The organism is Lunatimonas sp. (genome assembly GCF_020832325.1).
In the GTDB taxonomy this organism is placed as follows: domain Bacteria; phylum Bacteroidota; class Bacteroidia; order Cytophagales; family Cyclobacteriaceae; genus Lunatimonas.
On record NZ_JAFIEU010000017.1, the window covers coordinates 53,950 to 79,908 of the forward strand.

General features: G+C 47.7%; 15 protein-coding genes. 11 read left to right on the forward strand and 4 right to left on the reverse strand.

From position 1 onward, the window contains the following. The first annotated feature begins 107 nt into the window (after positions 1-107). The 7 genes from JJU34_RS06160 (at position 108) to JJU34_RS06190 (ending at position 9,628) form a co-directional block, all read left to right on the forward strand. Positions 108-1,361 carry a PmoA family protein gene (locus JJU34_RS06160; RefSeq protein WP_228691456.1) on the forward strand — a complete coding sequence of 418 codons (1,254 nt, stop codon included), beginning with the start codon at positions 108-110 and terminating at the stop codon, positions 1,359-1,361. A 41-nt stretch (positions 1,362-1,402) separates the two neighbouring features. Next, the gene (locus JJU34_RS06165) at positions 1,403-2,248 is read left to right on the forward strand and encodes a ThuA domain-containing protein (protein ID WP_228691457.1); all 846 of its coding nucleotides are present in this window, start codon (positions 1,403-1,405) and stop codon (positions 2,246-2,248) included. Positions 2,249-2,285: 37 nt separating this feature from the next. Next, positions 2,286-3,707, forward strand: a complete 1,422-nt coding sequence (locus JJU34_RS06170) for a Gfo/Idh/MocA family oxidoreductase (RefSeq protein ID WP_228691458.1) — start codon at positions 2,286-2,288, stop codon at positions 3,705-3,707. 127 nt (positions 3,708-3,834) lie between these two features. Continuing rightward, complete coding sequence (uxuA, locus tag JJU34_RS06175) at positions 3,835-4,995, forward strand: mannonate dehydratase (RefSeq protein WP_228691459.1); 1,161 nt, start codon at positions 3,835-3,837, stop codon at positions 4,993-4,995. A gap of 294 nt (positions 4,996-5,289) precedes the next feature. Continuing rightward, positions 5,290-7,179 carry a malate synthase gene (locus tag JJU34_RS06180; protein ID WP_228691460.1) on the forward strand — a complete coding sequence of 630 codons (1,890 nt, stop codon included), beginning with the start codon at positions 5,290-5,292 and terminating at the stop codon, positions 7,177-7,179. A 27-nt stretch (positions 7,180-7,206) separates the two neighbouring features. Further along, positions 7,207-8,910, forward strand: a complete 1,704-nt coding sequence (locus JJU34_RS06185) for an L-lactate permease (RefSeq protein WP_228691461.1) — start codon at positions 7,207-7,209, stop codon at positions 8,908-8,910. A 112-nt stretch (positions 8,911-9,022) separates the two neighbouring features. Beyond that, entirely contained in the window at positions 9,023-9,628 is a 606-nt protein-coding gene (locus JJU34_RS06190; protein WP_228691462.1) for a hypothetical protein, read from the forward strand. 73 nt (positions 9,629-9,701) lie between these two features. Here JJU34_RS06190 and JJU34_RS06195 read toward each other — a convergent pair whose 3' ends face one another. Then, positions 9,702-11,213 carry a Gfo/Idh/MocA family oxidoreductase gene (locus JJU34_RS06195; RefSeq protein ID WP_228691463.1) on the reverse strand — a complete coding sequence of 504 codons (1,512 nt, stop codon included), beginning with the start codon at positions 11,211-11,213 and terminating at the stop codon, positions 9,702-9,704. Positions 11,214-11,436: 223 nt separating this feature from the next. Here JJU34_RS06195 and JJU34_RS06200 point away from each other — a divergent pair, with 223 nt between their 5' ends. Next, entirely contained in the window at positions 11,437-12,144 is a 708-nt protein-coding gene (locus tag JJU34_RS06200; RefSeq protein WP_228691464.1) for a glycosyltransferase family 2 protein, read from the forward strand. Between the two features lie 95 nt (positions 12,145-12,239). Here JJU34_RS06200 and JJU34_RS06205 read toward each other — a convergent pair whose 3' ends face one another. Next, complete coding sequence (locus JJU34_RS06205; RefSeq protein WP_228691465.1) at positions 12,240-14,081, reverse strand: RagB/SusD family nutrient uptake outer membrane protein; 1,842 nt, start codon at positions 14,079-14,081, stop codon at positions 12,240-12,242. Positions 14,082-14,106: 25 nt separating this feature from the next. After that, positions 14,107-17,253 (reverse strand): SusC/RagA family TonB-linked outer membrane protein, encoded by a 3,147-nt coding sequence (locus tag JJU34_RS06210; protein ID WP_228691466.1) that lies wholly within the window; start codon positions 17,251-17,253, stop codon positions 14,107-14,109. Positions 17,254-18,088: 835 nt separating this feature from the next. Here JJU34_RS06210 and JJU34_RS06215 point away from each other — a divergent pair. The 3 genes from JJU34_RS06215 (at position 18,089) to JJU34_RS06225 (ending at position 25,284) form a co-directional block, all read left to right on the forward strand. Further along, positions 18,089-21,280, forward strand: coding sequence for a TonB-dependent receptor (locus JJU34_RS06215; RefSeq protein ID WP_228691552.1), 3,192 nt, complete (start codon positions 18,089-18,091; stop codon positions 21,278-21,280). 33 nt (positions 21,281-21,313) lie between these two features. Further along, the gene (locus JJU34_RS06220; protein ID WP_228691467.1) at positions 21,314-22,873 is read left to right on the forward strand and encodes a RagB/SusD family nutrient uptake outer membrane protein; all 1,560 of its coding nucleotides are present in this window, start codon (positions 21,314-21,316) and stop codon (positions 22,871-22,873) included. A 299-nt stretch (positions 22,874-23,172) separates the two neighbouring features. Beyond that, entirely contained in the window at positions 23,173-25,284 is a 2,112-nt protein-coding gene (locus tag JJU34_RS06225; protein WP_228691468.1) for a carbohydrate binding family 9 domain-containing protein, read from the forward strand. 93 nt (positions 25,285-25,377) lie between these two features. Here JJU34_RS06225 and JJU34_RS06230 read toward each other — a convergent pair whose 3' ends face one another. After that, a complete protein-coding gene (locus JJU34_RS06230) occupies positions 25,378-25,956 on the reverse strand; it encodes an HmuY family protein (RefSeq protein WP_228691469.1) in 579 nt (192 codons plus the stop codon). Positions 25,957-25,959 lie beyond the last annotated feature (3 nt).

Sequence of the window (25,959 nt, forward strand, 5' to 3'; positions counted from 1 at the left end):
TCTTTGGAATGAAACCGATTGCATAATTTTTTTAAATTATATTGTATTCAAGCAAATATATCTCTATGTTTACAAGCAAGAAAATTTAAAGTCTTAAAAATCCCAAAATGATTCGTAATTTCCTTCTCGTTGTTTTTTGCGGACTGCTTTTGACGATAAGTCAACAAGTAAAAGCCCAACGGATTGCTACCCTTAAAATAGACCTAGAAGAGAACCCGGAATTTGCTTTTCCGGTCTCAGTGGATCTGGATGAGATCACCCATTTGGCCGACACGCTTTTACAATTGGTGGAGCTCAGTCAGGGGAACCCGCAGCCTATTGCTTACCAAATCCACCGGGATGAAGGCCGTAGGTTGTATTGGATGGTCGCGCCCAGCCAGTCCGGTGCAACGCAACGAACCTATGAACTTCAGCGCAAAAAGGATAGGGTACCTGCGTCGTCTCTATCAATCGCCATGGACGAAAAGGCTATTTACATCCGAAAGAAAGGGAATGACTTGTGGCAGTACAATCATGCCGTGAATCAGCCACCGGTTGGGGTTAATCCTGCTTACGCCCGAAGCGGATTCGTACACCCCATGTGGTCTCCAACAGGAAAGTCATTGACCAGAATACAACCTCCAGACCACTACCATCACTATGGGCTTTGGAACCCGTGGACCAGGGCGGAGTTTAGGGGACAGACCATTGATTTTTGGAATTTGGCAGATGAGCAGGGCACGGTCCGATACGCCAACACGATTTCCAGAATTCAGGGGCCGGTATTTGCAGGTTATGAAGTGCTGCATGAACACGTCGTTCTGAAGGACCAGCCCGAACCGTTGGTTGCCATGGTGGAACAGCAGGGTACACGTATTTACACCGTGGATGCCGACGACGATGTTTACTTGGCTGATATCCGCATTGCGCTACATACTGCCACCGATGAGCCGGTTATCTTAAAGGAATACCGGTATGGAAGTCTAGGATGGAGAACTACGGAAAAGTGGGATAGGTATAACAGCGAAGTAATTACCTCAGGGGGCAATACCAGGAAAGATGCCGACGGTACCTTAGCCACATGGTGCATTGTTCAGGGAGAAATAGACGACGATTATGCCGCTGTGATAATGATGTCGTCTCCGACTAACTACAACCACCCGGAGCCGTTGCGGATTTGGCCGGAAAACATGTATGATCGCGGAGATATGTATGCAAACTTCGCCCCTACCAAAAACATGGACTGGACCATTGATCCAGGAAAGCAAAATGTGTTGAATTACAGGTTTTTGGTTTCTGCCAAAAAACTCACTGCTGAGCAGGCAGAGCGAGCTTGGCGCAATTTTGCCAATCCGCCAAAACCTACTGTTACGGTTCACTAACGCACTGCAAACTTGCTTTCATTCTAAATCTTGACTAATTTATGAGTATGAACCATTATCGAATATTTCTGCTGACGTTGGTTACCCTCTTTTCATCGGTGATTTGCCTGCATGCGGAAAATGCCCTAAAGGGAAAAAAAGTGCTAGTATATACTAAAAACGGCGAAGGGTTTGTCCACGATAACATACCCTATGCTGTTGCATGTGTCAAGAGACTTGGAGAGGCCCATGGTTTCGAGGTAGAGGTATCCGATGATCCGGCGGTTTTTAACGAATCGTACCTAAAAGGTATCGATATGATGGTCTTTACCAGCACCAACAACGAGGTGTTTGATACCGATGAGCAACGGTTGGCTTTTCGGAGGTATATGCAGGCCGGCGGAGGACTGGTAGGTATACATTCGGTGGTCGGCACCGAAAGGAAATGGGATTGGTTTAAGATGATGATTGGAGGACGTTTTGTATGGCATCCGAGGTTTCAGAAGTTTCGAATTAATAAGCTAGACCATTCCCATGCTTCAATGGAGGGAGTGCCCAATGTGTGGGAAAAGGAAGACGAGTGCTACCTAATGCATGAGCTTTATCCGGGGATTCGGGTGATCATGGCCCACGACTTGGAATCACTAAATAAAGATCAGGAAGAGCGTGTCCGGGAGTTGGCCGGTAATTTTGGACGCTTTTATCCAGCCGTTTGGCATCAGGATTTCGATGGGGGTGTGGTTTGGGTTACTGCCTTGGGACACCACATCAAAGACTACGAGGATCCTGAGTTTGTAAACCACATTTACCAGGGGATGAACTATGTGGCAGGCAAAGTGGAACAGCGTGATTACAGTCATGCCTATGCTACGGACAGAGATACTCCCGTTCGTTTCTTATCCGAATGAGTAAGTTGAGACAATAACTAAATAACCAAACATTTCGATGAAAGAGGAAAATAAAAGCAAGCTTTCTAGAAGGGGCTTTATGAAATCAAGTACCAAAGGAGCCTTGGCTGCTACCTTTGCTGTAACCGGCTTTCCTACCATAGTGCCGGCTTCGGTGCTGGGTAAAAATGCACCGAGTAACAAGATAAATATTGGCCAGATTGGATTTGGTCGTATCGGCATGACCCATGACCTACCGGAGACCATGAAAAACGAAATTGCTAGGGTAATTGCCGTTGCCGATGTAGACAGCAGGCGGGCCCAGCTTGGCAAGGAATGGATAGAGAAGCAGTATGCCGACAAGTACAATAAGCCAAATTACGTAGATGTAAAGGTGTACGAGGATTACAAGGAGATGCTGCTTCGCAAGGACATCGATGCGGTGATCATCAGTACTCCCGATCACTGGCATGCGCAGCCCGCGATGGAAGCGGCTTTGTTAGGTAAAGACATCTACATGCAGAAACCAACCTCGCTGACCATATCGGAAGGACGTCTGATGAGTGACACCATCCATCGTACAGGAGCCATCTTCCAGATCGGTAGCCAACAACGCTCTGTGAAGCCTTGGCCTCAATTCAAGCGAGCCTGTGAATTGGTAAGGAATGGAAGAGTCGGTGAATTAAAACGCATTCTAGTAGGGCTGCCAGGAGATCCTCCGGGTGGAAACCCACAGGAAATGCCGATCCCTTCAAACCTAAACTACGACATGTGGCTGGGATCTACACCCATGGTGCCTTACACCTTGGACAGGGTGCACTCCCAAACCAACCTAAATGACCGTCCGGGATGGCTACGCTGCGAGCAATTTGGCGCAGGTATGATTACCGGCTGGGGTGCTCACCACTTGGACATTGCGCATTGGGGCATGGGTACCGAATATACTGGACCCATTGAAATCGAAGCGAATGCATCCTTCCCAACATCTGGTCTTTGGGATGTGCATGGTGACTTTGAAGTATCGGCCAAGTATGCGAACGGCGTAGAAATGTTGGTCAGCGGGGCCTACCCGAATGGGGTGCGTTTCGAAGGAACCGAAGGGTGGATCTTTGTAGCCCGGGGCAACGTGGGCGTTACGGAATCAGATCCCGTACCAGGTGGTAAGCCAAGCGATGCCTTTAAGGCCAGCGATCAAAAGATATTGACATCGGTTATCGGTCCGGATGAAATCCACCTATATGAAAGCGAGGAGCACCATAAAAATTGGTTGGATTGCATTGTGAGCCGTCAGCAGACCATCACACCTGCCGAAGTGGCCCAGCGTTCCAACAGCGCCTGTCTACTTTCTCATATAGCAATGAAGCTCCCCAGAAAGCTTTACTGGGATCCGGTGAGAGAGCGATTCAAAAACGACGACGAAGCCAACGCCATGCTTGCAAGGCCGCAGCGATATCCATACGGTGTAGATTACGTGCTTTAATCATTGATTTTAACGGAAAGCCATGGTTTTACCCGCTCAGGTCTCTCCAGAGAGCGCTTGGCAACGGTAAGGGCATGGTTTTTTTTTGCAATTATCTTGATACCTACCATTTTAACTTAATAAAAGCATGAGTTCACTAGTGGAGACCTGGCGTTGGTTTGGCCCCAATGACCCGGTTAGTTTATCAGATATCCGCCAAGCTGGAGCAAAGGGGGTGGTGTCCGCCCTGCACCACGTGCCGCACGGTGAAGTATGGAGCCTGGAGGAAATCCGGGAGCGAAAGCTCATCATTGAGCAGGCAGGCCTGAAATGGATGGTAGTAGAAAGTGTTCCAGTCCACGAAGCCATCAAAACCAGAGGTGCCGAATGCGAGAAATATCTGGAGAACTACCGAACGTCGCTACGAAACCTCGCTGCCTGTGGGTTGCGCTTGGTATGCTACAATTTTATGCCGGTACTGGACTGGACTAGGACGGATCTGGGCATCACTCTGCCCAACGGAGCAAAAGCACTTTATTTCGATTGGAGGGATTTGGCGGCTTTTGACATGTTCGTTTTGAAACGGCAAGGAGCAGAGCAGGATTATCGGCCTGAGGTATTGCGGCAGGTAGAAGCCCGATATGCAAACATGAACGAGGCAAGAAGAACGGAACTGTCGGATATTATCCTCATGGGTGTTCCTACCGAAAAGGGGATCAGTCTGGAGCAACTTCAAAGTAGCATCGATCGGTACGCTGTTATTGGAAAAGAGGGGTTGCGGGATAACTGGGCTTATTTCATGAAGGCCATTGGTCCTGTATGTGAAGAGGAAGGGATTACGATGACCATGCATCCAGATGATCCTCCCTACGCCATTTTAGGCCTACCCCGTATCGTATCTCATATCGAGGACTTGGAGTACTTGGTTCAAGCAGTGCCGGAATCGTACAACTCCATTTGTTTTTGCACCGGATCTCTCGGTGCCGGCCCTTTCAATGATCTTCCAGCCATGCTCGACCGCATCGGAGAGCGAGTGGAATTTGTCCACCTTCGGAACGTACGCAAGGATGAAATGGGGAATTTCTATGAATCAGATCATTTGGATGGAGATGTGAACATGGTACAGGTGATGGATAAGCTGCTTCAGCTAACTAGCCGAAGAAAATCACCTCTACCTTTCCGGCCAGACCATGGGCATCAGATGCTGGATGACCTCCACAAAACCACCAATCCCGGATACTCTGCAATTGGCCGATTGAAGGGATTGGGTGAGCTAAGAGGGCTGATCGCAGGACTCGCGACGCACTGAAACATAGCCATGGGTCCAACTGCCTAGGTAAGTACATCAAAGATGGACTGGCCCTTTTTATGTATATCGGTAGTAGGGATGGTTCTTACCAATTTCCATTCAGATTACATAGTAGCAGTCATTCGTTGATGATTTCAAGACGTTCTATCGGTGTTTTGCAGGTAGATGGAGGAAGAATGCAGAATATCTACACAAAGCGTAGAAAAGGAGGAAAATTAGGTATATTTCTTTCTAAATTGGAATTAAGTCGTAATTTAAAACTTTGAAAACAGCGCATTAACCCAAATAATTTCTATGACTAACCCAAAGACCATCGTTATCAGAGATCATCTAGTTGACACGTATCGGGATGTGTATACTACCGAGGTATTGGCTGCCCTGGAGTTTATGGCCCTGTTTAATCAGGAGGTCAAGGAGTTAATGAGCAAACGCTTAGAACGGCGAAATAGGCGGGCAAAAGCAGGGGATCGGATAGGGTTTTTGGGCGAGCACGAAACCATTGGTGGGACGTCGATTCGAGTTAAGGATGCCCGTGAGGGGAATTTTGAAGGAGCGGTGGTGCCTGCTGATCTGCAGCGTCAGTGGATTCAGGGTACCGGTCCGGGAGCGAAGCCCGGAGCCCCGTTGGAGAATAGTATCCGAAATGTAGCGTATGCCTTGTTATCAGGTGCAGATGGCTGGATGTTTGACGGTGAGGATGCGTTGGGTCAAACAGGAACCATGTCCCTGGACAATCAGCGTAACCTGAAGCTTGCCATCCATCAAGACCCACTTTTTCTTAAAGTCGCTGAGCGGGTAGCCCAACAGATGAACGATTGGTCACAATCTTTTTTTGGAGAGGCGAAAATTCAGGATTGGAAAAGTCAACTGGGGTTTACGACCAAAATTTTTCGGGCCCGAGGATTACATTTGGATGATCGGCATATCCGCGAGGCTGGCGGTAGATCCTTTTCCGCTTCCATCGCCGATCTTACCCTCTATGTCACCAATAACTACCGCATGCTGATACAGTCTGGTGCCTCTATCGTGCTTTATTTGCCTAAAATCCAAACAGCCGAGGAAGCTGGGCTTTGGAATCGGATGATTTCCGCACTAGAGCAGCACTTGGATTTGGAAGTGGGAACAGTGAAAACGTATGTTTTGGTGGAGCAATTGGAGGCTACCTATCAATTGATGGAGATTCGAGCGGCTTTGGGGAAGCATTTTGTTGGGTATAACACTGGCAGGTGGGATTACATCAACAGTGTTTCGGATGCGTTGGCCTGGAATAAGGACTTTATCAATCCAAATATTGAATCCATTGGGATGACATATGGGTATATGAGAAACTACGAAGACCGCGTACGCCGTGCGGTGAATACACCTGATAAAAACGGCAACTTTGCCCTTTGGCAGGGCGGAATGGAGCCGAATATCCCTGTAGGATCCAAGGAAGGAGTTGCGTCAAGTATGGAAAAAGCAGTGGCCGGAGCCGAGCGAGAACAACGAGAGGGAGCTAGTGGCAAGTGGGTGGCCCATTGGAAGATGGTACACATCGTACGTCCCGTATGGTCCGAGGTGGGCCAAGATAATCAAATGGGGCGTACTTTTCCACCGCTAACCTATACCCAAGCAGATGCAGATGGCCTGATCCTCCTTGAGCCGGCACCAAGAAATATTCGGGGTGCACGAAACCTAATTAGCGTGGCGGTGCAGTATGGCAACGCCTTTGGGCAGGGCATGCAGGCAGCGGCGTTGAAACCTGCTGATTTTTTTGGTAACGAGGATGTATTGTATCTGATGGAGGATATGGCCACCGGTGAAATTCGTCTGAGCATCCTTTGGGAATGGGTACACAAGCAGGCCCAACTAACTGAAGCTGATGAGGAGTCCGGTTTGAAATTGGGTACCGTATTTACCTTGGACTTGTACCGGAAATTGCTCGCCGAAGAGTACAATAAGCTGCTGAAAGCAGGAAATAAGGATGTACATGATTCTTCTAAGAAGACTACGTTGCCAATTGCACGTGAAATTGCAGAAAGGTATGTGGCGGAGCCTCAAAAGATCCCGTGGTTTATTGATTTGCTAAATATCAATCTCAACAATCTGGATTTGGACTTGGCAAGGGAGCGGATCGCTCTTTACCTGAAAACCTGGAAGGAAAAAAATGATCGCATCACAGAAAACCTGGATTTTCGGGTGTAGTGGGGGGAGCTCCGAAAACCTAGCATTATGTCACTGACAGGTTTGTTTTTACTGGGCACCCTGCCTATCGCTGTGGCGGCAGTCATGTTGGTTGGCTTCCGCGTATCTGCTAGGAAGACCATGCCGGTCACGTTTTTGTTCACAACCCTCATCGGTTGGTTTTTTTGGGAAATGTCTTGGATACAGGTGATCGCATCGGTGTTTCAAAGCTTCTTCATTACCTTTGACATCCTGTACATTGTTTTTGCCGCTATCTTGCTTCTGAATTTCCTGAAGCATTCCGGTGGTGTAGAGTCCATCCGGCGTGGATTTGCGGGCATTAGTCCCGATCGTCGGGTACAGGTCATACTCATTGTTTGGTTGTTTGGCTCCTTTATAGAGGGGGCCGCGGGATTTGGTACGCCGGCAGCCATCGTCGCTCCGCTGTTGGTGGCATTGGGTTTTCCGGCTTTGGCAGCAGTGATTTTGGGCATGATGGTGCAAAGCACTGCAGTCACCTTTGGAGCGGTAGGTACACCCGTGCTCGTAGGCATACGGGGAGGTCTCCAACACCCCGAACTGGATGCATTGCTTGCATCCGGTGGGTATACGTTTTCGGATGTGTTGCAGGCAGTAACTGTAAACGCAGCCATCACTCATGCACTGGTGGGTTCCTTGATGCCATTCTTGATGGTGCTTATGCTCACGAAGTATTTCGGGAAAAACCGATCTTGGAGGGAGGGAATGGAGATGTTTCCTTTTGCGTTGTTTGGCGGACTGGCTTTTACTGTGCCTTACTTGCTAACCGGCATATTTCTGGGGCCAGAGTTCCCCTCCCTGTTGGGGTCCCTGGTTGGGATGTCAATGGTCGTGCTCGCGGCGAAAAAGGGTTTTTTAGTCCCCAAACGGATTTGGGAATTGGAGGATAGGGATCAGTGGCCTACTGCTTGGCTGGGTACTCTTGAGTTCCGGCTGGCGGAAAATCAGAAAACCCTGTCGCTTGGAAGAGCTTGGATGCCCTATGTGCTACTGGCGCTCCTTTTGGTGCTCAGTAGGCTGCCAACGTTACCTGTAAAGGCATTCCTGACTTCTATTTCATTCAATTGGGATCGAGTGCTGGGAACCGGGATTTCTGCGAGTAGCACGCCCCTATACCTTCCCGGATCCATTATCTTGGTGGTATGTCTGATTACCTATTTTATCCATGATATGAGGGCAAATCAGGTCCGGCTTGCGTTTTCGGAGAGTGGAAGCATGATCTTCAAAGCCGGTTCGGTCCTCCTTTTCGCAGTTGCCATGGTAAGGGTCTATATCAATTCAGGTGAAAATGTATCGGAATTGGCATCAATGCCCATCGTGATGGCCGAGTGGGTAGCGTTGAAAGTGGGTGAGGTGTATCCTTTTTTTGCCCCGTTGATCGGCGCGCTTGGGGCATTTATTGCCGGTAGCAATACGGTCAGCAATTTGATGTTTAGTTTGTTTCAATACGGTGTGGCAGAAAGGCTAAACATGGCGCCAACTTGGATTATCGCGTTGCAAGCGGTGGGAGCAGCTGCCGGGAATATGGTTGCCATACACAATGTAGTAGCGGCCTCGGCAACGGTAGGGCTATTGGGAAAGGAAGGAATGGTATTACGTAAGACAGTTATTCCTACCGTTTATTACCTGGTGCTTACTGGTATCATTGGTCTATTAGTGATTGGGTTTTGGGATGTGGCTGATCTTTTGATGCAGGTGGATACGGGACGTTAGGTGTTTTAATGTTAGTTGTGATGAAATCGAGTATGACGTAGCCGTCACACACTGGGATGACTATCGACCATGCGAGATTCCATGTGACCTTTGAAAAATCAATTATAAACACATGAAAACGGTAATAACAGGGGAAATTATAGGTTTGGATGTCATGCAGCCGGGTAGTTGGTTGGATCAGCTTGGTGCGGTTTTAGCCCGTTGGGGCATTGATCCTAGCCGTTTTCAGGTGTTTCGGGGAAATGGCTTTCAGTTGTTGTTACAACCGGACCAAACGTGGGACGCATTGATATGGCTAAAAGCGGGGATTCGGGCCATTCCCGGTTTAGATTTGCGGATGGGTGTAGGAGTCGGAAAAGTATCGGAAACCGAAGGTATCAATGTGTCCGATGAGGAGGCTTATGTCTATTCGTTGGAGGCCTTTGAGCGATTGGCGCAGTTGCGTCAGTACATGGTGTTCAAGAGCCGTTGGCCTGACCTGGACGGGGAGGTTAATCTGACGTTTAAGATGATATTAACCATTATGAATACTTGGACACCTGTGTCCTGTGAAGCGATATTGGAGAAGTTGGAGTATGCGACCCTCTCTCAAAAGGAGTTAGGCGTTCGGTTGGGGATATCGCAGCACGCAATCAGTACGCGCTTCAGCCGTGCCCAGTTTGATTTGGTACAAGAATGGGCAGCATTCTACCGGGCTAAACTGTTGGGCGGAATATAAACTAGCTATCACCACAGCCAAAAATCCGGGAAATGCCCTACTTACTTAATTCACCTACGGCAAAGCGGGTAGATTAGGGCATGGGCGGTAGGTCCCAGCCAGTTCGGTAGGTGTGTTTGATGTATTCCGACGCCGTTTCCTTGGCGTTGAAATCAGCGTACTGGGTTTCAAACGATGGCTTTCCGTTTTTGATCAAAAACCGGTCTCGTACCATGACGCGGAGTTTATCCGTAGCACCGATATTGGTAAAGGCCATGGCATCACCGTCCCATTCCAAGGTTTTATGCAAGCTTTGTAAGCGGATAGCCAATACACCCAGAAGTACCATTTCGTTGAATGGTCCCGATACCCCAAAGTGGGATCCAGCTTCTGTCCTATTTGAAGGGGATTCTTTGCAGGCTCGGATCCAATCCTGTTCGTGGGGACCGTCTTTATAGCCTTTTGCTTCCGGGATTCGCCGGAGAGTGGGCGCTACCTTGGGTTCCCTTCCAGAAAGCGACCTGCGACCTACGCCGCCGCACCCACAATACAGTGTGTCTTTACTTCCAACGAAAATGCAGCCGCCCAAACGGTCTGCCATCATGTCTATGCCTGCCGGCAAAAGATCTGGACGGTAGGGAAGCAATCCACCGTCGTACCAGTACACGTCCACGGCAGGGAGATTCAATGTAGGCAGGGCGGTACGCGCTGGAAACCTAAATTTAACCTGTTCTGCTTGGGGTGCACTTTCGGTGTTTAACGGAGAGGAATTGCCTTCTATGTGGCTGGGGTATTTCAGGTTCAGTGCAGTATAAACGGGATCAAGTACATGGCATGCCATGTCACCAAAGGCTCCCGTGCCAAAATCCCACCATCCGCGCCAGTTCCAGGGCGTATAGATTTCGTGATAGGGTCGCATAGCCGCAGGACCAATAAAGAGATCCCAGTCCATGCTGTCCGGCACCGCCATACCTTGCTCGGGCCGCTCCAAACCCTGCGGCCAAATGGGTCGGTTAGTCCAAGCGTGTACTTCCTTCACTTCACCGATTTCACCGTTCCATATCCATTCGCAGACTTCTTTAGCATCAATCCCCGAATTGCCCTGATTTCCCATTTGGGTGGCAACCGGATATTGTTGGGCGAGACGGGTTAATAGGCGTGATTCATAAATGGAGTGGGTGAGGGGCTTCTGACAGTACACGTGTTTGCCCAAGGTCATGGCATGAGCCGCAACCACCGCATGGGTATGGTCTGCGGTAGCGACCATGACTGCATCGATGTCTTTGCCCATTTCATCCAGCATACGTCGCCAGTCGCGGTATTTACGGGCGTCCGGGAAGTCCGAAAAGCACCCTTTGGCGGTATTCCAATCCACGTCACACAATGCCACGATATTTTCACTTTTCATCGCGTTTAGGTTGGGTCGTCCTTTTCCTCCTACACCGACTCCTGCAATATGAAGCTTGTCACTGGGAGGGGTGTGGCCTAAGCCGCTCACTACGTGACTAGGCACAATGTAGAAGGATGCCAAGGCTGCGCTACTTGTTTTTAAAAAGTTTCTTCGCTCTTCGCGCTGTTTCTGGGGTGGGTTGTTTTGGGATTGCATAAAGCCAAATTAAGTGGAAAGCGTGGTATTTCCAATAGGGACGTGAAAAAGGCGGAAATTGCATAAATGGTAGACATCCTTCGTGGGTGAATGCCTACTTTTGGGATGAAATCGAGCACGACGTATCCGTCACACACTGGGATGCCCCGATAGCTATCGGGGTAACCATGCGAGATTCCATCTGACCACTGAAAAACAATTATAGACACATGAAATAGCTAGTATGATAGAAGCTTCCAATGTAACCCCACCTATTATTGATGTACTGATTCCGGCCTACAACGAAGAAGGTTCTATTGGCAAAGTAATCGCAGCTATTCCGTCTGTAGTTCGTCAAATAGTTGTCGTCAATAACGGTTCGGAAGATCGGACAGCTGAGGTTGCCACTGACTTTGGCGCTTTGGTGGTGGACGAGCCGGTAAAGGGATATGGCCAAGCTTGTTTAACGGGTATGGCGTTTCTGACAAGACAGGAGGTTACACCCCATATACTGGTTTTTTTGGATGGGGACTACAGTGATTTCCCGGAACAATTGGAAGAGGTTATTCGGCCTATTCTGGAGGACGGGATGGATATGGTGATCGGTTCCCGTGCACTGGGTACTAGGGAAATAGGCTCCATGACGCTTCCACAGGTATTTGGGAATTGGCTTTCCACCACGCTGATGCGTTGGATCTACGGTACGCATTACACGGATTTGGGTCCATTTCGCGCGATCCGATGGGAAGCTTTGTGGGATTTGGGTATGGAAGACAGGAACTATGGCTGGACGATTGAAATGCAGATAAAAGCAGCGAAAAAGGGCATGAAGACCACCGAGGTTCCGGTAAATTACCGGCGGCGGATTGGTGTTTCGAAAGTAAGTGGAACGGTAAGGGGAGTTATTGGTGCGGGTTACAAAATATTGTGGACTATTTGGAGGTATAGTTAAAAGTATTTGTAACATTATTCAAGAAATGTAAATGCGGTATAAAAAAACCCGGAGTATTGTGCTCCGGGTTTTTTACTATCTGCCAAAATCAGGTATCAGTTTCCTGGATCCTCAATCGTGGTCAAAGGCGGCACGTTGTCTTCGAAGCCCGAGTACCCTTTATTTTGGTTGATTTGCCCTCTGGTATTCGAATTGATTGCATTGGCCGGTACGGGCCAAAGCACGTGGTAAGGACTCATGGTGTAGGTATCGCCGTGGCGGGTAAATACGCCTTTGTTATAATAGTCCGTAACCGACATAATACGATCGTAGTAATAATTGTCCTCTGCGAAGCTGGCCATATTATACGTTTTGCCGTTGGGCGCCTGAATACCGGTTTTTGCATAGATAAAGGCAATTCGGGTGAGTTCTGTGTTCCGTGGCTCTTCGTAATACAACTCTCTGGCTCTTTCGTCCAAAACAGTTGCCATGGTTACCTGATCCGGTGTATAAGGTGCTGCACCTGCACGGGTTCTCACCGCATTTACATCCGCCGCAGCGGCAGCCGCATTGCCTTTCCACATATGGGCTTCAGCTCTTAGCAAGTAGGACTCAGCCAAGCGGAATATATACCAGTCACTATGACCACCAGCAGGTCGGATATTTTGCGGTTGGGGGACGAATACTTTGTAATGGGGCCAGGAAAACCAACTTCGGATGGTATCCACCACCAGCACTTGGCCTTGCGCATTTCTGAATTGTAGTGGTTTACCATAATATTCATCGGTACCTTGAATACCGGGGTTATTATAAACCAGGTCTTGCATGTTCATCCAGTTGCCTGGCGCATGGCGCAGGTCGTTTTCGTCGTCCCAGATCATGCTTTGATGGTACCAAGTACCTCTCATGCGTCCAATTCCCCTGCCATAATTGGTTACGTGGTCGAATTCGATCCCAGGCTGGTCAATGGTACCCCGGTTACCGTTTGGCGTATTGATATTTGTCAGCCAAAAAGGTACTGCTTGCCGCATGGAGGACATTCCTCCGGAATTTCCGTCGGTATCTATACGGTCCATTACCATTAATATAGCCTCCTTATTTGCGTTTAGGGACTTATTTTCCGGGCGGTGAAGATCCCAGATTACATTTTTGCCAGGATAGCTGGAAATAGCTCCGAACCGTTCGGTCATCAATGCGTACTGTCCACCGTCGATAAGCCTAGAGGCAGAGGCAATGGCGTCGTCAAATTCCCCCAATGCAAGATTTACCTTAGTCAAAAGGTGTTGAATAGCCCCTTTTTGTACCTGTCCCCTATCCATTACTTCCGGAACCCAAGGTTCTGCCCATTCCAGATCTGCTTTCATTTTTCGGAGAATCACTTCCCGATCGGTAGAATAGAAATCCAGTCTCGGTTCCAAAATTTCCTGAAGGATAAGAGGAACATCGCCAAACTGATGGGTCAACCGATAATACCTAAGCGCCCTGTGAAAGTAAGCTGTTCCCAAAATATGGTTTCTTTCCGCCTCGGAGGAATAGTCCGTAGGATCGTCTATCCTTGATATCACCGTATTGGCGTACTTTATTCCATTATATCCTTCGTACCAGTACCATCCGATTCGGTTGAAATCCGCACTGTTCAGGTTGGCATCGGGTGTAATCAATAGGTTGAGGTCCTGTGCCGGTCCGGACTTATCGGTGGTACCTTCAATAGCTACTTCCGAGAAGATATGTTCGGTGAGTATCGGAGGTCCGTCTCCAGTGTATTCGTGGCGCATATTTCGTTCGCAGGCCACTAAGGCACCCCAGAGTCCACTCGCAGAGTTGAAAGTGTTTTCAGGTGCGTAAAAAGACAATGGTCTCGGCGTCAGCCACTCATCGTCACAAGATGGGGCGATCACCAAGATGATCAGCCCTAGTATCCAATGAAGGGGCTTTTTATGATTGAGTTGATTTTTCATGATTCAGAAATTTTTTGTCCAACAATTACAGGGTGATATCCAATCCCAAGGTAAATAATCTGGGAGTAGGAGCGGCGGTCTCTGGATCCCAGAAGTTAAACTCCGGCGCAAAGAATCCCAGGTTCCGAATATTTCCATAGACCCGTAAATTCTGGATACTAAACTGATTTACGATGTTTTTTGGAATGGTGTAGGCCATGGAAACGTTTTCGAACCTGATAAAGGAACGCATTACGTACACGTTTAATGGGCTAGACCCACCTTGGCTGGAATACAACCTCGCCCATTCGTTGTTGGGGTTTTCTGCTGTCCAATAAGGCAGAATGTGGGAGTTTGACCGATCTAGGAAGCCTTGGCGGTTTTGACGCTGATTGAAGGTCCCCATGTGTCCCCAATACGCATACATCATAAAGGAAAGGTCAAAGTTGTTGAAAAGCTTGAATTCGTTTCGCAAGCTCCATCGGGACCTGGGTTCCGTGAATCCTAAAAACTGACGATCCGCGTTGGTAAACACTCCGTCGTTATTGACATCTTCTACCTTAAAATCACCGGGTCGTACGCCGTAGGCAGCAGCTTGGTCGGCCTCATCACTCTGCCAAATTCCCTGGGTTCTGTAGTCCCAGATTTCGTCTATTGCTCTTCCGATAAACCAGCGGTTTCCGATGTCATCCAGCTCTCTGCCGTCTTCATCTAGGTCACCATACAGACTGACAATACGGTTTCTGTTTAGTTGGAAGTTCAGGTTTGATCTCCACGTGACATTTGCCCGGTTAAGGTTCAGCGAGTTTAAAGTAAGTTCCACCCCACGGTTTCTAACCTCACCTAGGTTATCCCACACAAAATCAAATCCTAGGATATCAGGTAACCTTCGCTGCACCAACAGGTCGGTAGTGGACATGTCATATAACTCAAGTGTACCGTCCAATACACTATTAAACAGAGAGAAATCCAACCCCAAGTTAACAGAAGTGGTTCGTTCCCAACGTAGGTTTCGATTTTCCATCGAGTTCACATAGAGTTGACTGACAAAGTACAATTGGCCGTTTGGGCGTTGGTAAAAGTACTTGCCGGTTTGCAGGTTAGACAATGCTGCATATCTACCGATGTCCCGGTTTCCGTTGCTACCCCACGAAGCACGTATTTTACCGTAGTCTAGCCAAGGGATGTTGATAAAGTCCTCATCCGTAAACAACCACGCGAAGGCAGCAGATGTAAAAGTGGCTCTTGGATTACTTTGTCCAAAAGCAGAATAACCGTCCCTTCTGACTGATACGGTAGTAACGTATTTGTCGTTAAAAGAGTAAATCATACGTCCCATCAAGGCGTCCGCTGTATGGTATTGGTCGTTACTTGAAATGATCGGGTTGATACCTGCGCCGATGTTGTGGAAGCCCAAGCGGTCATGCGGCTCAAAACCGTTATTTGTCATGGTATTGTCCCAACTCTGGAATTTCTCGGCATTGGCAAGGAAGGTGAAGTCAAAGTTGTGGATGTCGTTGATACTTTTGTTCCAACTCAAGATATTATCCACTTGCCAGAAATACACCTTACGCTGCTGTCGACTAGCTCTTCCACCCATAGGGCCAAAATCTTGGTGCTGTGCAGATTCGTGGTTGTAGCGCTCATAGAACTCATATCTAGGAGTGAAGTTTGTGCGGAATTTAAAGCCCAAGGGTAATTCTAAGGCTGCGTAAAGCGTGGAGTTGATGGTGGTTTCCTTTTGCAGCCGGTCGGTGTATCCGGGAGTGTAGTAGGGGTGACGTCCACCACTGACCTCTTCGTTTGGCATAAATCGTAGGGAACCATCTTCCATAAATGGTTCCGCCCAAGGGGAGAGGTTTACCAGGTTGCCCCACGCTACGGGCACCTGACTTTCGTCTCTGTCTGCAAATTGGGTGTTCATACCGACTGTTAACCACTTATTTACTTTACCCTCTATATTAAACCGGCTTCGGATAGTGGTGAATTTATCGCCTACGATCAACCCGTCATTGTCCAAGTAGCCCATAGACCAGTAATATTGAAAATCCTCGCTTCTTCCAGCCAAGCTGACGGTGTGGTCTTGCCTTAGACCGTTTTGAAACATCATGCTGTACCAGTCGGTTTCCTGTCCACGCTTGAAGTTGGCGATTTCAAGAGGTTGCATGTTAAGCCGTTGAAGCCATACAGTCTCCGGGTCACCTTCGGAACCGTCGTAGCTCATCCAAGTATCTAGTGAGATATCCGATGGCAGCGTGTTGGGGTTGGAGAACCGGTAAGGTTCGTAACCACCCGCAAAGATGGATTTCATCACATCCTCTCGCCAGGAGATAAAGCCAGCACCATCATAAACGGGTTCATGCTTTGACATGCCTTGGGTACCCCAGTTGGTATTGATCTTGATGGTGGGTTTGCCCAACGTACCTCGTTTGGTGGTGATCAGGATTACCCCGTTGGCCGCCTTGGCTCCAAAAACCGCTGCAGAAGAGGCGTCTTTCAATACATCCAAGGTTTCGATGTCGTTGGGGTTGATATCCGCCAATTGACCGTAGTAGATGGCACCGTCCAAGACAATCAGCGGGCTTCCTCCTGCGTTTAACGACGTTCTACCTCGTACTTCCAGGTTTCCGCCACCTTTAGCAGATGTGTTAAGACCCACATTCAACCCGGCGGCATTTCCCCGAAGGATATCTTGCACCGAGTTAGGGTTTTCATTTTCCAGGCGAGTAGCAGTGACCGATGAAACGGCACCGGTGAGGTCTCTTTTCCGGGCAGTACCGTATCCGATGACCACCACTTCTTCGAGTGATGCCATGTCGGTCAGTAGGGTAATGTTCAGTTGGCTCTGATTGGTAATTTGGATTACTTGGGTAATGAATCCAACATAGGAAACGGTAATCTCCGAACCCTCTGGTACCGTCAAGCTGTACTTTCCGTCAATGTCTGTGACCGTTCCAACTCCTGTTCCGGCGATAAACAACGTAACACCTGGAATGGGTTCGCCACCTTCGTCTGTTACAATTCCAGTAACGGTGACATCTACTTCATTTGCCAACAAACTAGTGGTTAGTAGCTCGGTGTTACTGGTTGGTGTGGCTGCTTCAAGGCTTTGATGGAAGCCCGTAACAGCACCAATAGATAGGTAAATCAGACCTTTAGAGGCCCAATTTAGTCTGGGTATGATTTTTTTCATAAAGATTGAGTTTATTAATAAAATTGACTTTTTGAAATGATATTACAGGTGTCTATTCCTCATAGGCAGTTGAAAATAAGGTAAATAAGAAAGTTTTTGGATACATAATAGGTGTTAATAGGTTGCTAATATTAACCATACATACCTAAACATGCAACCGATTTCATAAAATTTAAATACTAAAAAATTAGAAAATAATGAATTAAATTTTTAATATTAACTAAAATAAGAAATATTGTATTATAGTTTGATTAGAATAATTAGTCTCTTGAAATAAAATTCCGAAAAAAAATATTTTTCAGTATAAAATACTTATTGTGCTCATCGTGAAAAAAATGAAGAGATTTTGATGGCTGATTGGAAAATGAGGAAATATTATTTGCTGCGATGGTTAATGAACAGCTATACAATTTCATCTTACTGTCAATCAGCTATTAATAACTTTATTGTTAGTTTTAACAATTAAATAATTTGCAGAAATTGATTTATTTTATTTTTTATTTTATATTTACACTACAAATTAAAATTTGATTTTACAACTCTCAATTTGTAAAATATATAATTTTATTCATGCTAAAAATTGTACGAATTTATGATGTTTAGCTTTTTTTCACCAATAAACCCAGATCTATGATAATATCCTTTGACACAGGGTAGCTTATTCAGACTACCAATCTTCGTTACCAAGTTATTTATTAAACCTTTCAACAAGTATCCCAAATAACTGATTTGTAAGTTTCTAAGGTGATTTTTCTACAACACCTATTCTTTTGAACCTACGCAAGCCAGCATTTTCGAAGGCTGTTGATACAAACACTACATCCATATGTTTACAATGTTACTATCACCCCCCAAGAGGTGGGGGGTATGCTTGTTGGCTTCCGCATGTTTGTTGGGAAGTCAGGCAATGCACGTGCAGGCGGCTTCGCCACACACGTCAACCGTGACCACGCTGGACGACGTCTTCTTTGATGTCACCGTTCGGGGTAAGATCACCGATGAAACGAATCAGCCCTTGCCAGGGGCGACTATTTCTGTACAGGGAACTTCCCGGGGTACGGTTTCAGACATCGATGGGGAGTTTTCTATCGTTGTGCCAGAAAATGCCACCTTGGTGATCTCTTTCATCGGGTATGAAACCCAGATGATTCGCATCACCAATCAAACTGTACTTAACATTAAGATGCAGCAAGATGCGTCCGCGATGGAGGAAGTCGTGGTGATTGGATACGGTACGCAGCGAAAATCTGACTTAACGGGTTCGGTAGGCTCGGTAGGTGCGCAGGAACTTAGTGAGCGCCCGGCCCCATCGCTTAACCAAGCCCTCGCAGGAAGGGTAGCAGGGGTGCAGGTAAACACCAATTCCGGTCGTCCGGGTGGCCGTACCAACGTACGTATCCGAGGATTCAGTTCTATCAACTCTTCCAATAACCCACTTTATGTGGTGGATGGCGTGATGTTACCCATGGGAACCATGGATCAAGCCAGTAACCCCATCGATTACATCAATCCCAACGACATTGTGTCGGTAGAAGTGTTAAAGGATGCTTCTTCCACGGCCATATACGGTTCCAGGGGTGCGAACGGTGTGATTCTGGTCACTACCAAAAAGGGCAAAGCCGGAGAGGGAACGGTCACCTACAACGTGGATTTCAGCGTGAATACCATTGGACCCAACCGACCGGAAGTATTAAATGCCCGCGAATACCTAGAGGTAGAAGATCTGGCATGGAGAAACATGGCCAAATACGATCCGGAAGGATGGGCAGCCGGTAGGTGGGCCTATTTGAATCCGGCCCTTAGAAGGACAGATCCCCGGATTTTTGATGCAAACGGAAACCCACTCCACGATACCAACTGGTTGAAAGAGACCACTCAAAATAAGATCTCCCAAAATCATCAGCTGGGCTTTACCGGAGGTAACGAGCGCACGACATACTCGCTATCCTTAGGCTACAGGGATGATCAGGGTCTGTTAAAAACCTCTTACCTCACCCGATATGCCACTCGGTTTACCATCGATGATCAGGTAAAGTCCTGGCTAAACATCGGCGGAACCATAAGCTACAACAGCCAGGAGGAAAACCTAGTGGACGTGTCGGATGCGGTTCCAAGACAGATAGTGGAGGATTTTCCTTTTATGCCGGTCCGGTACGAGGACGGAACCTTTGCCAACAACAGGGATTACCCCTTTGCCGAAGGTACCATGAGTTCCATGCACCGCCTGTATGGCAGAAGGTATGTTTTAAATACGCAAACTACCCTCGGAAGCGCATACACCAATATCACTTTTGCAAAGGGTCTGGAGATGCGCACGGTGCTAGGCGTGAATATCATGACCCAGGAAAACAGTCAATCCAGTACACGAACCCTGTCTATTGCGCAAAACGGCACTGCTTCCAAAAGCATGCGTAGAGACAGTTTTTGGTCGTTGGAAAACTACCTGACCTACAATAAAACCTTTGCGGAGCGACATGCTTTCACAGGTTTGTTGGGGATTTCTTGGCAGGAAAATACGCTCACTTCCATGAGTGCGAGCATTCAGAATTTCGCGACTGACTTCTTCACCTTTGACAACTTAGGTGCCGGATCTCAATTGCCTCGGGTAGGTTCCGGCGCTTCCCGTCATGCGTTGAGTTCTTACTTTGCACGGATCAACTATAGCCTAGATGGAAAGTATCTCTTCACTGCGACAGGTAGGGCAGATGGTGCGTCGAAGTTTGGTGAAAACAACAAATTTGCATTCTTCCCTTCCACCGCATTGGCGTGGAGGCTTTCCGAGGAGGGTTTCCTAAAAGGCAACGCCACCATTTCTAATTTAAAGCTGCGGGCCAGCTACGGATTGACCGGAAACTCAGAAATTCCACCGTATTCCTCGTTGGCCTTGTTGAGTTCGAACTATTCTGCGATCTACAACGAATCCCAAGTGGGCGGTACCGGTATCAACCGATTGGCTAACCCAAACCTAAGATGGGAAAAGACGGCACAGAGCGATATTGGCTTGGAATTGGGCTTGTTCCAAAATCGGATTACCATCGAAATGGACTATTATTACCGGAAAACTACCGACATGTTGCTTGACTCCCCGGTTCCAAGGACCAGTGGGTACGCCACGATTCGAAGCAATGTAGGTTCCATGCAAAACAAGGGTATCGAATTTACGCTGAATACCGTAAATGTGGAGAAGGCAGACTTTAGCTGGAATACTTCCTTTAATCTATCTGCCAACCGAAATAAAGTGTTGTCGCTAGCTACACCCGCAGATATCTTTGGTGTAGGAGGACCGAATTTTACCAATCAGACCAATATCATCCGTGTAGGTGAGCCTGTAGGATCTTTCTGGGGATTGGTGCGACTCGGTACTTGGAGTGAAGCCGAACGGGATGAAGCCGCCGAATTTGTCAGTTATCGGAATGGTCTTACCATTTTGCCAGGAGATATCAAGTACCTGGATGTAAACGGTGACAAAGCCATCAATGACTCTGACCGGATGATTATTGGAAACGGCAACCCAAATATGTGGGGAGCTATGAATAACAGCGTGCGCTACAGAAACTGGGACTTCACTCTGGAACTCCAATACATGTATGGCAACGACCTATTGGATATGAACCTCCACCCCAGTGAAGACCGACAGGCTCTAGCAAATAGCTATCGTACGGTATTGAATGCGTGGACACCCACAAACCAAAACACGCCGATCGCAGAGATTCGGGATACTCGGGCAGGGTACGTGACGAATGTGGACTCCCATTGGGTGAAAGATGCATCGTTCCTTCGCGGTAGAAACCTGCTGATTGGCTATACCTTCCCAGTTGATTTTGCCAATCGAATCAAGCTTAGTAGGCTCAGAGTCTATACCACAGCTCAGAATTTCTTCTTGGTAACCGGCAAAGACATCATCGGAGACCCCGAAGTGGCACCTATCCGAGGCGGGGATGGCAACAACGTGTTTTCGCAGGGCATGAACTGGCACGCGTATCCAAAGCCTACTACCTACATGCTGGGCCTACAGGTCACCCTTTAAATTTTTGAGGATTTACCCAAAACGATTAAAAAAATGAATTTAGATAGTATATATAAAGGCTGGACCTACCTGATTGTGGGAGTGGTCTTGGCAGGCACCTTGGGATGTTCCGACTTTCTCAAGGAGGAAGATCCCTCTAACTTGACGCCGGAATCGTTTTATACCATTCCAGACCATGCAGAGGCGGCACTAGCATCCGTTTACGCGGATATGCGGTTTTTTGGCAATGACGGAGGGATTTTCTCCTCTACTTGGCAGCTATTGGAAGCCCCAACGGGAACATCTACCACAGAAACAGCCCAGAATTCTGACTTGAACAACCTCTATGGGTTGATTTACGATGGACGTACCCAGCACGTGATCAACTGGTGGAACGGGCTTTATAAAGTGATAGCACAGGCTAATCTGGTGTTAGACCGAGTTCCGGCCATTACCCCAATGGATGAAGCACAAAAGCGAAAGATACTGGGAGAGGCGAGATTTCTCCGCGCGTGGGCCTATTTCTATGCGGTTAGGCTTTGGGGAAATATCCCCTTGATCACAGCGCCGCAGACAGCCAGTTCGGAGGATTTCCGACCTTCTCCGGCACCGCAGGAACAGGTGTACGATCTGATCGTTGAAGATTTGATTGCTGCGGAGGCAGCTGGTATGCCTTGGATGGATCATAGTGGCAGGGTATCCATGGCGGCTGTGAAATCACAGCTGGCCAAAGTATATCTGACCATGGCCGGTTTTCCCTTAAATAGGGGAAATCAGTACTACCAACTGGCTGCCAACAAATCGCTCGAAGTGATCGAGTATGCCAACGGCAATCCCGGTTCCATAAACCTGTATCCCAATTACGGTGACCTGCACAATGAGAACAACGGTAATCGCTTGGAACACCTGTTTATGATCCAATACAATGTCATTGTAGCGGGAAACCCGATGAACAACATGTTTCCAAACTTTAAGCCGGTGACCTTTCAGGGTCCATCAGGCACAGGAAGTACCGTTCCAACCATCGAGTTTTACAATTCGTATGAAGCCGGTGACCGCAGAACAGTAAACCAAGAGGGCTTTTTCTACACCAGCTATTACACCAATGGCAGCGGTGATCCCTTTGATCTAGGGGCTCCTTATATCTTCAAACACTTCAATCGTGCAGCCTTGGGAACTTTTGGAGTTCCTGGAAATCGCGCAAATAACCTCAATGTTCCGTTAATTCGCTTTGCAGAGGTGTTGCTGATGTATGCCGAAGCGCAAAACGAAGTGGGTGGACCCAATGCGTTGGCGCATGAAAGCCTCAAGCGGATAAGAGATAGGGCCCGGCTAGCCACTCCTTCGCTTGGCGAGTTTACTACAGACACTTTTCGAGAGGCCGTATGGAGAGAGCGGTGGCACGAACTCTGCTACGAGCAAATTACCTGGTTTGATATGATTCGACTCCGGAAGGTTTACAATGAGCTAACCAACGGATTCGATAATTTTGTGGGGCATGTGAACCTCAGTTCTAATCAGCCGCTACGTAACATGCATTTACTGATGCCTTTTCCGCTGCCGGAGATGCAAAACAATCCGAACCTGACTCCTCAGAATCCGGATTATCCATAAACAATACAGATCCTGTATTCAAAAAGCGGCTGATTTTCGGCCGCTTTTTTTATTAGTCTACATTCCTGATTCTCTCTTGGCGCCAACGATAAAAGTATACAAATTGCACTTTTTAACCCAGGTGCAACCTGGTTCCTACTAAAAAACCACTATTCCATTCATATAAAAAACTCCACCATGCCTTCAGTATTCCGTTAATTTCGTCTTTCTGTTCATCCATGCTTGTAAGATATTCTTTTTTATGTTGGTTTTTGTGTTGTGGCACCCTCCAGGGAGCAAATGCTCAGCAACCGGGAGAATTGGAAGCTTATCGCCTCACTGACGATGAAGCCCTGGAGCTGGACGGTCGGCTTGACGAAGCGTTTTGGTCCAAGGTGCAGGCGGCTACCGGATTTAGGCAGCAGGAACCCCTAGAGGGACAGTTGGCCTCTGAGCAAACCTCCGTTCAGATTGCATTTGACGATAAAAATCTCTACCTAGGCGTCAGGCTATACGATAGCGAGCCGGACAAAATCAAGGCTTTTCAGAAGAGAAGGGATGCGGTCTTGGATACCGACGATATGTTCGCTTTTATCTTGGATACCTACAACGATCAGCGGTCTGCATTTTATTTTGAGATTAATCCTCATGGACTGATGGGAGACGGTATCTTACGTACCGGGCAAGGGTCCCAGATAAACCGGGACTGGAATGGTATTTGGCGTGCGTGGGTCACTCGGGATGACAAAGGATGGTCTGCAGAGATCCGTATCCCGTTTATGACCCTAAACTTTGACCCTAGCAACAGCACTTGGGGCGTGAATTTTCTTAGGACGATACGACGAAAAAACGAAATTACCCTTTGGGAAGGCTTTAAGCGAAACCAAGGTATTCAGCGGCCACAAGATGCCGGTAAATTACTGGGCTTGAAAAGTATAAACCAAGGTATTGGCGTAGAGGCGATTCCGTACGTGATCAGTTCCCAAACCAGGGTTCGGTCAGACCCCGAAGCTCCCATGGATCCGGTTACCCGTTTCAATGCAGGTGGAGAGCTCAATTACAACATTACCCCCAATCTAAAAGCAGGTATTACGGTAAACACGGATTTTGCCGAAGCCGATGTAGATGATCGGCAGGTAAATCTAACGCGCTTCCCGATATTGCTGCCCGAACGACGTGATTTTTTCCTTCAGGGCGCCAATGTGTTTTTATTTGCACCTTCCAGCAATCCCAATCCGTACTTTAGTCGACGGGTGGGGCTTCAGGATGGTCGCCCGATTCCGATCCAGCATGGAGGGCGTCTGATCGGACGAATCAAAAACACTGACATTGGCTTTTTGCAGGTACGGACCGGGGAGTTGGGGGAGTTGCCGGGGGAGAATTTCACCGTGGGGAGGGTGCTCCAAAATATTTCCGCAGAAAGTACCATCGGGGCAATGTACACCCGGCGGGATACGGATGGAGACAGTTTGCCTGTCCGGGAGACCTTTGGTGCAGATCTTAGCTTGAATACGTCGCGTTTTTTCGGGAATAGAAACTTCCAATTTGAGACCTTTTTTGTGGGTCACACACCTTCCTTCTTCATGGATAGTAGCAGCTTATTGGACCGTTCTGTAAGGGGTTTCCGCTTTAACTTTCCCAATCAGCCGTGGAATGCGCATGTTTCATACAGGGAATTTGGGGTAAACTACGACCCGGCGGTTGGATTTGTACCAAGGGTGGGTTTTCGTAGGCTTCAGCCTTCTCTTTCCTATAACCCGCTTTTGGAAAGGAGTCCAGTGCTTCGGGAACTTAGCTGGCAGTATTATTTTGAGTACTTAATGTTGATGGATTGGAGACCAGCAACGGTAAATCATCGGGTGCGGGTTTTAGGGCTACGCTTTGAAACGGGTGATATTCTCAATTTCTCCCTGTTGCATAACTACGAATACCTTGATTTTACCTTTGATATTTTAAGGGATGGGGTCTATCTGATTCCAGAAGGGATTTACCAAAATAGGGGGTATTCGGTTGAGTTTTCCTCGGCACCATTTCGGAAAATTGGAGGGATCGCCACCCTGACAGAAATAGGATTCTGGACCGGGAAGCAATTACTTTTAGAGGCAGATGTGTTTATGCGGCCGTTTGTGGGGCTAAATATGACCGCCAGCTATATTCACAGCAACGTAAGCTTGGAGCAGGGAGCATTTCAGACCCACTTGGTCCGTTTGAATAGCAGCTATGACTTTTCCCCTTGGGTGTCGATCAATTTTAACATTCAATACGATAATGTCACGGAGCAAATAGGTACCAACAGCCGCTTTTCATGGGTTATTGATCCTGGTAATACCCTGTTTGTAGTTCATAACCACAATTGGCAACGCTTCTCCGATAGGTTTACGGTAATGGAAACCCAGTCCATCTTAAAACTAGCTTATACGCTACGGTTTTAGGGAGACATTATACCGAAAAACACCCCTAGATGCCTCAAAAAAGACCTCCAGGCTTTCGGGAGCGAGAGCCTGGAGGATCATCCTATTGGTTACCTAAAAGAATGTTGATCCATTGGGTTGAAGGACATACCGAAAGGTGTAATATGGGCTAGGAGTAGATAACCCATTTACTTCGGATAATGGTGGGTTATTCTCGTAGTAGGAAAGGATCTCAATTTTTGCATAGTTTCCTGCATTGGTCTTAATTAACAATACCCGGCCGGGAATGGGGCTTACAATATGTGTTTGGAAATTGTAGTTATACCAGCCGTTGCCCGATCCTGTAGGAATAGCTAGCCCCTCTGAACCATCACTGACAAAGGTAGCTGATGCAGGGATGGCATCCATTTCATCGAAAATGCCTGTGGCTACCGTACCTTGGGCACTGCCGGATCCGCTAACACCGCTATTGACAATTATCGTGGTGCCTTTGAATCCAATATCCCAATTTCCTCCCTGACTTTCGACCAACTGGTTGTTTTCAAGACTAAAGTATCTAAAGGGCCTTGCCTCGATGACCTCACCGGTACTCCGGTCGATCACATCGTTTGGTGCGTAGATATTTTCTACCATCAGTGCCTCCAGTACAATTTCTGGTTGTGGGTCATCGCTACTGTTACAACTTGTCGTCATACC